Genomic DNA, 13,672 nt, shown 5'->3' on the forward strand with positions numbered 1-13,672 from the left:
GATCAAGTCAATTCCAAACACTACCAGCCGGTCAGGCACACGAAAGCCACATGGAGCGGCCGCCTACTCGTCTTCATAGTCATTTGCCTTGATCATATGACCCAGATCCGTTATCGTTATGACTGGCATCACAGGCCGACCCGCGTAGCGGCTGCACTCCAACCCCCGCGGCGTTGCCAACGGCCCACCGAGGAAAGGCACGCCACGACGGCGTCAGGACGACCCGTCCGAAGCGCGACGACGACGCGTCGATCGACGAAGGCCTCCCCACCACAGTCTGAGAAAACCGCGAAGAGGACGACATGACCGAAGTCGAATCAGTCCACCCGGACCGCGCGATCGCACTCGATCGCATGGCCATGGACCCGCCGATCGACACCCTGATCGGCCTCCTGGCGAATCGGGCCGTGCGCTCCCCCGACCGCGAGTTCCTCCGGTTCGCGGAAGGGTCGTGGACCTTCGGCGAGATCGACGACTGGACCTCGCGCCTGGCGCGGCGACTGGTCGCCGACGACGGGGTCCGCGCGGGTGATCGGGTCGCGATCATGCTGCCCAACGTGGTGCAGTGGCCGATCGCCTGGCTCGCGATCCTCGGGGCAGGCGGCGTCGCGGTGCCGGTGAACTCGTCGTACCAGCGCGCCGACCTGGAATTCGTGCTCCGGGACTCCGGCGCTCGGGTGATGTTCACCGACGCCGAGCACGCCCCGCTCGTCGAAGAGGTGCGCGCCGCGAACGACGATCTGGCGGATCTCCGCATCGTCGAAGTCGCCTCGCGCGCCGAACTCGCGCACTACCCGGCGGACCTGCCGGATGTCGACATCTCCGGCGAGACGCTCGCGAACCTCCAATACACCTCGGGCACAACGGGTTTCCCGAAAGCGTGCATGTTGACCCACGACTACTGGGTCAGGCTGGGATCGATCTGCGCTGGCGCGGCGGGCCTCGGCTCCGACGACGTGGTACTCACCTCGCAGCCGTTCTCCTACATGGACCCCCAGTGGAACACCGCGCTGTGTCTGACGATCGGCGCCCCGCTGGTGGTGCTGCCCCGGTTCTCCGCCTCGGGTTTCATGGCGGACGTCCGCCGCCACCGGGCCACGTTCTGCTATGTGCTCGGCTCGATGCCAACGCTGCTGTTCAAGCAGCCGCCGCGCCCGGAGGACCGGGACAACGATCTGCGCCTCGTGCTGTGCTCGGCGATCCCCGTCGCGTTGCACGCCGAGCTCGAAAAGCGGTGGGGCGCACCGTGGCGGGAGATCTTCGGAATGACCGAAAGCGGGGCCGACCTGGTCAGCCTCCCCGAGCGCACGGCCGACGTCGGCAGCGGACGGCTTGGACAGCCGGTTCCCACCAAGCAGGTCCGGGTGGTCGACCCGGAGGGCCGGGAAGTGGCCGAGGGAGAACCGGGCGAGCTGATCACCTCGGGCAAACCGATGATGCTCGGCTACTGGAATCGCCCCGAGGACACCGCGAAGGTCCTGCGCGACGGCTGGCTGCATACCGGCGATGTTGCGGTCCGCGACGCGGACGGCTACCGCCTGGTCGGCCGGATCAAGGACATGGTCCGCCGCGGCGGGGAGAACATCGCCAGCGCCGAGGTCGAGCGCGTCCTCGAACGCGACGACACCGTCGTCGCCGCGGCGGTGGTCGGGGTCCCGGACGAACTGTTCGGCGAGGAGGTCAAGGCCTACGTGCAGCCGGCCCCCGGCGTCGAGCAGAGCCGCGCGACCGCGGAGCGGATCATCGGCGCCGCGCGAAACCAGTTGGCGCGCTTCAAGGTTCCGCGCTACGTCGAGTTCGTCGCCGATTTCCCGCGGACCCCGTCCGAGCGCATCGCCAAGCCCGCGCTGCAGGCGCGCGCCGCCGAGCATCCAGGCATCACCTACGACCTGCAGCCGTCGCGCACCGTCGGCAACGGCAACTGAGGAGTCAGACATGACCGACAACCATCTGGACGTGCACATCGCCGACGACGTCGCGGTGCTCACGCTGAACCGCCCGGAGAAGCTGAACGCGATGGACGTCGCCACGCGGGTGCGGCTGGCGCAGACGATCCGCCAGTTCGGGACGGGTGATCCGGTCCGCGGGATCGTGCTCACCGGCACCGGACGTGCCTTCTCGGCGGGCGAGGACCTGCAGACGGTGCCGACCTCGTACGCCGAGATCCGCGAGGCCTTCGCGACCTTCCACGACATCACCCGGGCGATTCTCGAGACGAAGGTTCCGGTGATCGCGGCGGTGAACGGGATCGCGGTCGGCGGCGCGTCGGAGATCACCCTGTGCTGCGACTCGCGGATCGGCTCCCCCGCCGCCGAGTACTACCAGCCGGAGAATCACCGCGGGATCATCATCTCGAACGCATCGAGCTTCCTCATGGGCCGCCTTGTCGGCAACCACGCGATGCGAATCATCTTGGGCTCGCAGCGGATCGACGCGGACGAGGCCCTGCGGATCGGGCTGCTCGACGAGATCGTGGCCACCGAGACACTGCTGGACCGCGCGGTCGAGGTGATCGCGCAGTGGAACTCCGATCCCCGCACCACCGCGCTGCACCTGGGCCTGCTGCGGCCGCGCCCCGAAGACATCGAGGCCGCGTTCACCCGGGAAGACGACGCCGCCCGCGAGTCGTGGGAGTCCGGCGCCTTCACCGAGGGGATCGCCGGCTTCTGGGCATCGAAGAACGCGGCGCCGACGGCGCCCGCGACGAGCAACTGAGATCGGAGACGATGTGATCACCACCGAAGCAGCACTTCTCACCGCGGTGAACGAGCCGCTGGAATTCACCGAGATCCTGGTCGACGATCCGGAGCCGAACGAGGTCCGCGTCGCGGTCTCGAACGTGGGCCTGTGCCACAGCGACCTGCACTATATGACCGGCACCGTGCACGCCGACCTGCCCGTGGTGGTCGGCCACGAGGTGGCGGGCGTCGTCGAGGCGGTCGGCTCCGCCGTGACCTCGTTGCGCCAGGGCGACCGCGTCGTCGGCGCGCTCACACCCTCGTGCGGGTTGTGCCGCAACTGCGCGGCGGGCCACTCGACGCAGTGCCAGCGCGTCGGGCAGATCCGGCAGCGGCCCCGGCCCGCGTTCCAGTTGCCCGACGGCCAGGTCGTCCATCGGCTCGGTGACATCGGCGCGTTCTCCCGCCACATCCTGATGCGCGAGAACTCGCTGGTGCGGGTGCCCGACGAGGTGGGGCTGCACGTCGGGTGTCTGCTCTCGTGCTGCATCGTCACCGGCGTCGGCGCCGTGTTCCGCGGCGCGAAGGTGCGCCCGGGCGCCACCGTGGCCGTAATCGGTTGCGGCGGAGTCGGATCGGCGATCATCCAGGGCGCGCGGCTCGCGGGCGCCTCGGCGATCGTCGCCGTCGATCTCGACGACGCCCGGCTCACGGCGGCCCGCGCGTACGGCGCAACGCACATCGTGAACGGCGCGGCCGATGTCCCCGCCGAGATCAGGGCGCTGCTCGGCGACGGCGTGGACTACTCGTTCGAGGCCGTCGGTTCCGCGCGCACCGCGGCTACCGCGCTGTCGGTTCTGCGCGCCACCGGTACCGCGTGCCTGGTGGGCATCGCACCGGACGGCACCGACCTCACGCTGCCCGCCTCGGACTTCTTCTTCGGCGAGAAGCGCCTCATCGGCTCGTACATGGGCTCGGGTCAGGCGCACGAGGACATCGCCCAGTTCGCGCGCCTCTACCTCCATGGCCGCCTGCTGCTCGACGAGATGGTCACCGACGTGATCCCGTTCCGCGAGGTCGACAAGGGCTTCGAGGCGATGAAGTCGGGCGAGGTCACCCGCATCGTCGCCGACCTCACCGTGTGATCACGCCGAATCCATCCACCTGCTCACGAAAGGGGCCGCAGATGACGAATACGCAACTGCCCCAACCGATCAACTACATCGCCGACGAGTGGTCCGAGTGCCGGACGGTTCCGGACACCTGGAATCTCGATCCCAACACGGGGCAACCCGTCCACCGCGCCGTCACCACCGGCCCCGACGACATCGAACGCGCCCTGCGGCATGCCGAGCGGTCGTACGGTTTCGAGCGCTGGGACGACGCCGCGAGCGAGGAACGCGCGGCGGCCATCGAGCGCGCGGCCGACCTCGTCGAGACCAGGATCGACGACATCGCCCGGACCGACGCCCTCACCAGCGGCGTCCCGATCACGACGACTCGGATGGCCGCGGCGTTCCTTCCGCACCGGATCCGCTCTGCCGCGGCGGACCTCCGCGCCACCCCGCGTCGCAAGGCGCTGGCGGCCGGTGGTCGCGACGTTCGGCTGTACAAGGTCCCGTGGGGCCCCGCGGCCATCCTCACCCCGTGGAACGGCCCCAGCTTCATCCCCGCCGCGAAGATGGTCAGCGCCCTCGCCGCAGGCTGCCCCGTCGTTCTCAAGCCGTCGGAACACGCGCCGAGCAGCGCCCAGATCATCGTCGAGTGCTTCGTCAAGGCCGGGTTGCCCGACGGTGCGCTGCAGCTCGTCCACGGCGCGGGTGACGTGGGCGCCGCGATCACCGGCGATCACCGGGTGAAGATCGTCTCCTTCACCGGCGGCCCGAACGCGGGTCGCGCGATCGCACGCGCGGCCGCGGAGGATTTCAAGGTGCTCCAGCTCGAGCTCGGCGGCAACAACCCGGCCCTCGTGCTCGGCGACGCCGACATCGACGTGGCGGCCGACGGGATCTTCGAGGGGATGACCAAGCTCAACGGTCAGTGGTGCGAGGGCCCCGGAAAGGTGCTGGCGCACAAGAGCCTCGTCGAGCCGTTGCTCGAGGCGCTGGTCGATCGCATCTCGCGCATCGACATCGGGCATTCGCTCGACGAGCAGACGCAGCTGGGCCCGATCTCGAACGCCCCGCATTTCGCCACGCTGCGGAGCCGGATCGAGGGGCTGCGGGCCCACGGCGCGACGATCCATCAGCCCGCGCGGCTTCCCGAGCTCGACGGGTTCTTCCTATCTCCCGCTGTCGCTTCGGGAGTCGACGCGTCGGTGGCGACCGCCGAGCTGTTCGGGCCGCTCGTCAGCCTGCACGCCGTGGAGTCCGACGAAGAGGCGCTGCGCGCGGCCAACGCCAATCCGTCGGGCCTCGATGCGTACGTATTCGGCGGCGATCTGGACCGCGCCATCGAGATCGGCTCCCGGGTGCTGTCGGGCGAGGTGCGCGTGAACGGCGCCAAGCTCGCCGATCTCGGCGACGATTCGGCGCAAAGCTTCTGGGGCACTTCCGGAATCGGCGGTCACGGGCCCGGCGAGTCCGTCCGGGTGTTCTGCGGTGACCGCGTGGTCGGCGTCGATTCCCCCGACCTTCCGCTGTAGCGACCGCGACATTCCTCGACCGGCAAGGGGACCACTCGTCTCCACTAACTGGGTCAGATGACCCAGTCTTCCGATCAAGACAACGAAAGCGAACAAGCAATGCACTCTCCTTCCACCGCGGACGCCGCGGTCGTCGACGTCATCGGCGTCGGCGCCGGCTTCACCGGCCTCTACCTCGCGCACCGGCTCACAACCGCCGGTTGGACCTTCGCGGGTTTCGAGGCCGGACCAAGCGTCGGCGGCACCTGGTTCTGGAACACCTACCCGGGCGCCCGCTGCGACGTCGAGAGCATCTACTACTCGTACTCGTTCGACGAGCAGCTCCAGCAGGACTGGACGTGGAGCCAGCGGTTCGCGCCGCAGGCCGAGATCCTCAGCTACATCGAACACGTCGCCGACCGCTTCGACCTGCGTAAGCACTTCACGTTCAACACCCGGGTCGTCGGCGCGAAATGGAACGCGGCCGACCGGCTCTGGGAGGTGCGGCTGGACAATGGCGAGACGCGCGGCTGCCGCTACCTGATCTCGGGTGCGGGCGGGCTGTCCACCCCCAAGGACTTCGACGTACCCGGCCTGTCGAACTTCGCCGGAATCCAGGTCTCCACCAGCCGGTGGAACATCTCGCTCGACGACCTCGCGGGCAAGCGCGTCGCCGTGATCGGAACCGGATCGTCCGGCGTGCAAGCCATTCCACTGATCGCCGAGGTCGCCGAACACCTCACGGTGTTCCAGCGCACCCCGAACTACGTGATGCCCGCGCGTAACAAGGAACTCTCCCCGGAGCAGGTCGAGGCGATCAAGGCCGACTACCCGACGATCCGTGAGGAGTGCAGGCACTCCCCCGGCGGCATCCCCGACCGGCCAGTGACGGACAAGGCATTCGACGTGTCGGCGGAGGAGCGTCAGCGGCGCTACGAGGAGGCCTACGAGCGCAGCGGCTTCCTCGGTGTCGGCGCCGAGTTCGCCGACCTGATCACCGACGCCGAGGCGAACCGGACCGCGTCGGAATTCATCCACGACAAGATCCGCGAGATCGTGAAGGATCCGGCCACCGCCGAGCTGCTGGTGCCCAAGTACCACCCGCTCGGCGCCAAGCGCAGCTGCTTCGGAACGGACTACTACGAGACCTTCAACCGGCCCAACGTGTCGCTGGTGTCGCTGCGCGAGGAGCCGATCGAGACGATGACCGCGAACGCGATCGTCACCTCGAAAGGCACGTACGAGGTGGACGCCGTGGTGCTCGCCATCGGGTTCGACGCCTTCACCGGCCCGCTGTACGGGCTCAACCTCACCGGCGCGTCCGGCAAGAAGCTGCAGGAGGCCTGGCGTGATGGCATCCGGTCCTACCTGGGGATCATGGCCGCGGACTTCCCCAACTTCTTCATGGTGGGCGGCCCGCTGAGCCCCGCGCTGGTCAGCAACGTGGTGGTGACGATCGAGCAGGCCGTCGACTGGATCGCCGACCTCATCGAACACGCCCGCGACACCGGCGCCACGCTGATCGAGGCCACCGCCGAGGCCGAGAACGAGTGGGTGGACATCACCGAGGCGACCGTCGCCCCCACGCTGTTCGCCACGACCGACTCCTGGTACCGCGGCTCCAACATCGAGGGCAAACCCAACACGTTCATGGGCTATGTGGGCGGTGTCGGCAAGTACCGCCGCATGTGCACCGAGATCGCCAAGCGCGGCTACCCCGGCGTCGCGATCGACGGCGAAGCGGAGTCCCGCAACCTCGGCCCGATCCACCTGGAGATCTCATGAGCAAGGCAGTACACCGGCGCTATGTCGCGTTCTCCGACGCCCACTACGCCGGAAACCTGGTCGACGGCGCCTTCGCCCTGAAGCTGTTCGGCGACGTCGGCACGAACCTATCGATCGAGATCGACGGCCACGAGGGGCTGTTCGCCGGCTACTCGTCGGTCGAGTTCCTCGCCCCGGTGCGCGGCGGCGACGTCGTGGAGGCCGAGGCCCGACTGGTGAAGAAGGGAAACCGCAGCCGCACAGTCGATTTCGAGCTCCGCGTGCTCTGCCGCGCGGGCGACGACTCCGGCCGCTCCCGGGTTCTCGAATCGCCGCTGGTCGCGGTGCGCGCCCGTGGCACCGCCGTCATCCCCGCCGAAGAGACGTGACCGCCATGGAACTGATCCACGAAACCGGCTGGGCCGCACCGCCCGCCACCGTCGAACAGCCGCTGAACGACGAGATCACCTGCGATGTCGTGGTGATCGGCGGCGGCGCTGGCGGCATGTCGGCCGCCCTCCGCGCGGCCGAGAACGGCGCCGACGTGGTCCTGCTCGAAGCGCGGACCCTCGGGTGGGGCGCCAGCTCCCGCAACGCCGGATACGTCACCAACTCCATCGCCGCCGATCCGGAGATGCTCGGACTGCTGCTGAAGCGCGAGCGCCTGCGCGACCTCTACCGGTACGCCGAGAACTCGGTGCACTTCGCCGAGGACGCGATCTCCCACCACGGGATCGAGTGCGACTATCAGCGGGCCGGAATCGTGATGGCCGCCGTGTCCAAGGGACAGCTGCGCCACGCGCGCCGCAACGCGAAGGTGATGGCCGCGGCCGGGTCGTCGGCCGAATTCGTCGACGGCCGGGAGGCGGGCCTTCCGGAAGGGTTCCTCGGCGGAGTGCGCGAGGGCGTCGGTGGCACGCTCAACCCGGGTGAGTTCGTGCTCGGCCTACGGGCCGCGACGATCGCGGCCGGCGTGCGCGTCTACGAGCACTCCCCCGCCTGCGACGTCGCGGACACCGGCGGCGGGGTCACCGTCTCGACCCCGGGCGGAAAGGTCTTGGCCCGCAAGGCGCTGCTGACCACCAACGCCTACAGCGCGGGTCTTTCCCTCGCGCCGAAGAACCTCGCCACTCCGGTGTGGACCTCCCTCGTCGAGACCGAACCCGTCGCACCCGAGCGGCTCGACGAGATCGGCTGGACCAGTCGCGCCCCGATGGTCACGCTGCACATGCTGCTCGAGAGCTACCGCGTCACCTCGCGGGGCACCATCGTCTTCGGCACCCGCCGCGTCCAGACCGGGCGGAACCCACTGCCGGACCGCACGCCCGACCGGCACGTCGCCGACGACCTCGTCCGCGGATTCCACGAGCGCTTCCCCGGCCTGCGGGATATCGAGCCGCGCAAGGCATGGGGCGGCTGGATCGGCATGAGCTCCACGTGGCTCCCGGTCGCGGGCGAGGCCTCCGACAACGTGCTCTACTCGCTCGCCTGCAACGGCCACGGCTTCGCCCAGGCACAGTACGTCGGCCACCTGCTGGCGGACCGCGTCGGCGGCGCGCCGCTGCACGAGGACCTGGCGGCGATCTGGCACGGCCGCAAGCGATTCTGGCCCAGCCTCGTCAGCGGTCCCGTGCTGTACGCGGGCTGGCTCGCCGATCGCGCCGCCGACCGTCTGGCCGCCCTCACGAAATGACCACCGGCTGAGGCCACCTCCAAGGAGAAAATCATGTCCATCAAAGAACTGCTCTTCGCGGTCGCGGACATCTGGATGATCGCCGTCGGATTCACCTACGGCATCAAGTTCATTCGGAACTACAAGAACTACCTGCTCGGCATCGAGTGGATCATCGTCGCGACGTCGGGGTCGAACTTCCTGCTCTACGGCCTCCTGAAGGCCGGCCACGACAGCCCGATGTACGCGTTCGCCTACTTCCTGGACGCCTTCTCCCGGTCCATCGGCATCACGCTGATCCTGGTGCTCGGACTGATGAAGGTCACCCACCGGTACAAGCCGTCCGCGGCGGTGGACATCGGCGCGTTCGCGCTCGCGGGTGTGGTTGGCTTCTTGCTCAGCGAGTTCGCCGAGGAGATCGGCACTCCCGGCAAGATCTTCTACATCGTGGTCAACGTGCTCACCACGATCTTCCTGATCTACTTCGTCAAGCGGCTGTGGGCGATCGGTGAACGCGGACACGCCGTCTGGTCCGCCGTCGCCACGGCCTGCGCGTTCGTCATCGCCGCGACCTACGACTTCGTCCACATCCCCGGCGACGACGCGGAGCACACGATCTTCTACATCTTCGCGCTGTCCACCTGGGGCCTGCAGATGTTCGTGTACTACCGCGCCTACCGGGCGTTCGACGCCTACAACAAGCGCGTCGACGCCCACGCGGTCAGCGGCGCGGCTCCGGCCCCGGCCTGAGATGTCGATCGTTGCGTCGCCACCCCATCCGTCCGCGGGAAACCCCGCTCCGGAATCGAAAACGAGTGCGCTACATCGTCGGCCAGGCCCGGACGCCGTCGGTAGCTTCGGCTGAACGGGAGTTCACGGTCAGTCCCCAGCGCACGGCGGTGGCGGCGGCGACGGTTCGATTCGGGACGCGGAGTTTTCGCAGTATGCGCTCGATGTGGGTGGCGATGGTGGACGGTTCGACCCGCAGATAGGCGGCGATGCGGGAATTGGAGCTGCCTTGTGGCAGCAGCGCGAGCACGTCCAGCTCACGAGGGGTGAGGCCGTGGGGCGGATCGACGCGACGGTAGGCGACCAGGGTTCCGCCGGAGCGCACCGGCCGCATGCGTGCTCGGTATACGACATCGCCGTCGAGTAACAAGTGGTCACCGAGTCGCCCGGACGCGGCGACCGCCCGCGCGAGTTCGACACCGGCACTGCCGGATACGAACGGGTGAGCCGTCGCCCGCACCATGAGCGGGTGCACCGTTCCGCTCGCGGTGACGATCACCACCGATTCCTCTCGGTCGACCGACGCCGCGACGCCGCGACAAGGATCGATAGCGGCACCGACCACGTCGGCCAGCAGCGCGAGCGCGGTCACGGACACCGTGGGGAACGGTGTGTTCGAGGTGGTGCTCATGTTCAGCATGCCGAGATAGCGGCCGTCGACGGCGAACAGGGGTTGGGTCAGGCCCTCCCGATAGCCGAGCGGAACGATGACCCGATCGAAGATCGGACCGGACCGCACCTCGGCCGGTACCTCGCGCAGCCGCATCGGCACATGATCGTGCTGGAGCCGGGTGAACAGGGGATGGGTGTGCAGGCAGGTGTTGGTGACCTCGAGCGCGGCCTGCGGATAGCCGACGCTGGCCGCGGTGACGTGCACCCCGGCGACCGGGTCCCACCGCGACAACGCGGCGTGCTGATAGGCGACGATCCGCGACAGCTCGAACAGCACCCGTCCCAGTCCCGACCGGTCCGGTGTGGCCGCCCTGATCGCGTCGCGCACTCGGACCGCGACAGCGGGGTCCAGATCTGGATCGGATGCGGCAACCACTCGGCCAGTATGACCCAGGTCACTACAGCCCGATCCGCCGGTCGCTGACGACGGACGCACATTCGTCGTCCAGCCGCGTCCGTCGATCGACGGATGCCGCTCCACCCGCGCCGTCCTAGGTTCTCCCGCACCAGCACAACGAACCGGGAGGTTTCCGATGGATGTCGCCGATTACGCAGGGCGGGACGCCACTGAGCTCGCCGAGCTGATTCGCCAGGGCCAGGTCGCCGCGGCCGAGGTGCACAGCGCGGCCGCCGCCGCGATCGCGCAGGTCGACCCGGAACTCGGCGCGGTCGTGGGCGAGGTGTTCGAGCGACCACTGGATTACGACGCGTCCGGCCCGTTCGCGGGGGTGCCCTTCGCGATCAAGGATCTGATCATTCACGCGGCAGGCGTGCCGCAGCGCAACGGCAGCCGGTTGTTCGGCCCCGGTGTGGTGCACGCCGACGACACGGCGTTGATGACCCGGTTCCGGCGAGCAGGTCTGGCGACGATGGCGGTGACCGCTTCCCCCGAGCTCGGCTTCAACGCCACCACCGAAGCCGTCGCCTATGGCGCACCGACGCGCAACCCCTGGGATCCGACGCGGAGTGCGGGCGGATCCAGCGGCGGCGCCGCGGCATTGGTCGCCGCAGGAGCGCTGCCCATGGCCCATGCCAACGACGGCGGCGGATCCATCCGCATCCCGGCAGCGGCGTGCGGGCTGGTCGGGCTCAAACCGAGCCGTGGCCGCGTCTCCGCCGGACCCGACTACGCCGATCCGCTGCTCGGCATGGGCGCGGAGTTCGCACTCACCCGCACCGTCCGCGACTGTGCGACGTTGCTCGACGCCGTGCACGGCAGCGAACCCGGCGACAAGTACCTGTTTCCCGCCGAGCGGGCGAGCTACCGCACCCTGATCTCGCGACCGGCACGCACACTGCGCATCGCTTTCACAGCCGACCAGGCCGACCGCGCCTGTGCCGACGCGGTCCACCGCGTCGCAGAACATTTGGCTTCGATGGGCCATCACGTCGAGGAAGCCGCTCCCCGCATCGATGCGGAGGCCTTCCACAAGGCCAATCTCGACGCCTGGTGCAGCTTCCTCGCCCACACCGTCGACACTGTCGCGAAAGCGCTTGGCATTGCTCCCGGAGCCGACCATCTGGAGGCCACCACTCGCGTGTGCGCCGCCTACGGCGCCACCCTGACGGCGGGCGACGTCTATGCCGTCGAGGAAACCTTCAATATCGCGCGCCGGGAGGTCGCCCGGTTCCTCACCGACTACGACCTCTACCTCACCCCGACCACTGCCAGCCCGAATCTGCCGCTGGGTCACCTCGACGCCGACGACCCGGCCTTGACCGCGCACGAGTGGTACCGCAAGATCTTCGCCTTCGCGCCCTTCACCGCCCTGTTCAATGCCACTGGTAATCCGGCGATCTCGCTGCCCCTTGCTCGCTCGGCCGAAGGCTGGCCGATCGGTGTGCAATTCGTCGCACCCTACGGCGACGAGGCCACCCTGCTGACCCTCGCCGCCGACCTCGAACGAGAGTTTCCCTGGCGCGAGCACCGGCCTGCGATCCACGCGCACTGACCGGAATCGTCGACTACCAGCGATCTGGGCGGCGCGCTATACACGCAGCAGGAGGTAGGCGGCGATTCCCGAGCCGACGATGGCGGCGCCGTAGCAGGCCACGGTGATCAACGTGCTGAACCGCTTCAGCCGCAAGCCGTCGTAGAGCGTGTACCGGAAGCGGTGCGCCCAATGGAACAGAGCCAGCGCGCAGAGCCCGAAGAGGACCAGCCGGGTGATCGGATGACGCAACACCGAGAGCAGATCGCCGTGGTCCGGCGCGGTCAGCCAGCCAAGCGGAAAGGCGAGTCCGAACAGCAACAGCAGCACCGGTATCAGCAGCGCCGCGGCCATCCCGCCGACGCTGAACAGCAGCCACGCAAACGGTTCCGGAGATTTCCTGTTCGTCATCGCAGCACCACCCACAACACGAGAGCCGTCAGCACCGCCCACAGGAGATAGTGCAGCCCGAGGACGACGACCGGTGCGACGCGCCGTCCCCGCACCCGCACCACCATCGCCTTGGGCGCGAGGTCGAACCAAGTGATCGCGTGCAGAAGCACGAACAACAGGGCGATCGTGTTCAGCGCGACCACCCACGGGCTTGCGCTCCAGTTCAGAAACCGTTGGTACTCGTCGTTTCCGGAACTCACCGCGTGGATCAGAAGCAGGAGGTACACCACGAACCAGGCGACGAAGACGCTGCTGAGTTCGCGCAGGACGAAGAGCAGGTACGAGCGGCGTTGCGCCCACCAGATCAGGGAGACCGGCTTGCGATACAACCGGGGTGCCGTGGTCATCGCGCCCGCCAAGGCATGAGGAGATCTCGCAGCGATTGCGTGGCCGCGGTCAGTTTGTAGCGTTGGATCGCACCGGCCGGGTCGACGCCCTTGGGGCAGGCGGTGGTGCACTCGCCGACGAAGGTGCAGGACCAGACTCCGTCGGCGGAGGCAAGCACGTCCCGCCGATCCTCGGCGCCCTCGTCGCGCGAGTCGAGGTTGTAGCGCTGGGCCAGCGCGATCGCCGCGGGACCGAGGAACCCGGGGTCGAGCGCGTAGACGGGGCAGGCCGAGTAGCAGAGCATGCAGTTGATACACATGCTGTACTTCTGGTACTCGTCCATTTCCTGTGGTGTCTGCAGGTATTCGCCGTCTTCGACGGGCCGCTGTTCCGACCTGATCAGCCACGGCTCGACCGCGGTCAGCTTGTTCATGAAGTCGCTGATCTCGACGACGAGATCCCGGACCACCGGGAAGTTGCGCAATGGCTCGACCCGTATCGGCCCCGGCGCGTAATCGGTCAGGAAGGTGGCGCAGCTGAGTTGCGGATCGCCGTTGACGGTCATGCCGCAGCTACCGCAGATGCCCATCCGGCAGGACCACCGGTAGGACACCGTTCCGTCGAGATAGTCCTTGATGTAGTTGAGGCCGTCGAGCACGGTCCATTCCTTGCGCAGCGGGACCTCGTACGACTGCGGCACCGGTTCGTTCTCTCGATCCGGTCGGTAGCGCGCGACCTGCAGGGTTATCCGGTCCACCATCGC

Annotated in this window: 13 protein-coding genes; 9 read left to right on the top strand and 4 right to left on the bottom strand. The window is 68.4% G+C overall.

Going from position 1 to position 13,672, the window contains the following annotated elements; translation table 11 throughout:
• Positions 1 to 302: 302 nt before the first annotated feature.
• The 8 genes from CRP45_RS31070 (at position 303) to CRP45_RS31105 (ending at position 9,487) form a co-directional block, all read left to right on the top strand.
• A complete protein-coding gene (locus tag CRP45_RS31070; RefSeq protein ID WP_097248204.1) occupies positions 303 to 1,925 on the top strand; it encodes a class I adenylate-forming enzyme family protein in 1,623 nt (540 codons plus the stop codon).
• Positions 1,926 to 1,935: 10 nt separating this feature from the next.
• A complete protein-coding gene (locus CRP45_RS31075; RefSeq protein ID WP_097248205.1) occupies positions 1,936 to 2,715 on the top strand; it encodes an enoyl-CoA hydratase/isomerase family protein in 780 nt (259 codons plus the stop codon).
• Between the two features lie 13 nt (positions 2,716 to 2,728).
• On the top strand, positions 2,729 to 3,823 hold the full coding sequence (locus CRP45_RS31080) for a Zn-dependent alcohol dehydrogenase (protein ID WP_097248206.1): 1,095 nt from the start codon (positions 2,729 to 2,731) through the stop codon (positions 3,821 to 3,823).
• Between the two features lie 41 nt (positions 3,824 to 3,864).
• The gene (locus CRP45_RS31085) at positions 3,865 to 5,322 is read left to right on the top strand and encodes an aldehyde dehydrogenase family protein (protein ID WP_097248207.1); all 1,458 of its coding nucleotides are present in this window, start codon (positions 3,865 to 3,867) and stop codon (positions 5,320 to 5,322) included.
• A 99-nt stretch (positions 5,323 to 5,421) separates the two neighbouring features.
• Positions 5,422 to 7,086 carry a flavin-containing monooxygenase gene (locus CRP45_RS31090; RefSeq protein WP_097248208.1) on the top strand — a complete coding sequence of 555 codons (1,665 nt, stop codon included), beginning with the start codon at positions 5,422 to 5,424 and terminating at the stop codon, positions 7,084 to 7,086.
• Positions 7,083 to 7,454, top strand: coding sequence for a hotdog fold domain-containing protein (locus tag CRP45_RS31095; RefSeq protein ID WP_097248209.1), 372 nt, complete (start codon positions 7,083 to 7,085; stop codon positions 7,452 to 7,454). Before CRP45_RS31090 ends, CRP45_RS31095 begins: the two co-directional genes overlap by 4 nt.
• A gap of 5 nt (positions 7,455 to 7,459) precedes the next feature.
• Positions 7,460 to 8,758 (top strand): NAD(P)/FAD-dependent oxidoreductase, encoded by a 1,299-nt coding sequence (locus tag CRP45_RS31100; RefSeq protein WP_097248337.1) that lies wholly within the window; start codon positions 7,460 to 7,462, stop codon positions 8,756 to 8,758.
• 33 nt (positions 8,759 to 8,791) lie between these two features.
• The gene (locus tag CRP45_RS31105; RefSeq protein ID WP_097248210.1) at positions 8,792 to 9,487 is read left to right on the top strand and encodes a transporter; all 696 of its coding nucleotides are present in this window, start codon (positions 8,792 to 8,794) and stop codon (positions 9,485 to 9,487) included.
• A 70-nt stretch (positions 9,488 to 9,557) separates the two neighbouring features.
• Here CRP45_RS31105 and CRP45_RS31110 read toward each other — a convergent pair whose 3' ends face one another.
• The gene (locus tag CRP45_RS31110; protein WP_143861584.1) at positions 9,558 to 10,574 is read right to left on the bottom strand and encodes a helix-turn-helix transcriptional regulator; all 1,017 of its coding nucleotides are present in this window, start codon (positions 10,572 to 10,574) and stop codon (positions 9,558 to 9,560) included.
• Between the two features lie 157 nt (positions 10,575 to 10,731).
• On the opposite strand from CRP45_RS31110, the gene CRP45_RS31115 reads away from it, so the two are divergent.
• Positions 10,732 to 12,150, top strand: a complete 1,419-nt coding sequence (locus tag CRP45_RS31115) for an amidase (RefSeq protein ID WP_097248212.1) — start codon at positions 10,732 to 10,734, stop codon at positions 12,148 to 12,150.
• A gap of 36 nt (positions 12,151 to 12,186) precedes the next feature.
• Here the strand turns inward: CRP45_RS31115 and frdD are convergent, their stop codons facing one another.
• The 3 genes from frdD to CRP45_RS31130 are packed head-to-tail and all read right to left on the bottom strand — an operon-like array spanning position 12,187 to position 13,669.
• Positions 12,187 to 12,540, bottom strand: coding sequence for a fumarate reductase subunit FrdD (frdD, locus tag CRP45_RS31120; protein WP_097248213.1), 354 nt, complete (start codon positions 12,538 to 12,540; stop codon positions 12,187 to 12,189).
• Positions 12,537 to 12,929: a succinate dehydrogenase/fumarate reductase transmembrane subunit gene (locus CRP45_RS31125; protein WP_097248339.1), complete on the bottom strand. Its 393-nt coding sequence runs from the start codon at positions 12,927 to 12,929 to the stop codon at positions 12,537 to 12,539. Before CRP45_RS31125 ends, frdD begins: the two co-directional genes overlap by 4 nt.
• A complete protein-coding gene (locus CRP45_RS31130; RefSeq protein ID WP_097248338.1) occupies positions 12,926 to 13,669 on the bottom strand; it encodes a succinate dehydrogenase/fumarate reductase iron-sulfur subunit in 744 nt (247 codons plus the stop codon). The genes CRP45_RS31125 and CRP45_RS31130 overlap by 4 nt, the downstream gene beginning before the upstream one ends.
• Positions 13,670 to 13,672 lie beyond the last annotated feature (3 nt).

Origin of the sequence: Nocardia amikacinitolerans (genome assembly GCF_900215415.1) — a bacterium.
GTDB lineage: Bacteria > Actinomycetota > Actinomycetes > Mycobacteriales > Mycobacteriaceae > Nocardia > Nocardia amikacinitolerans.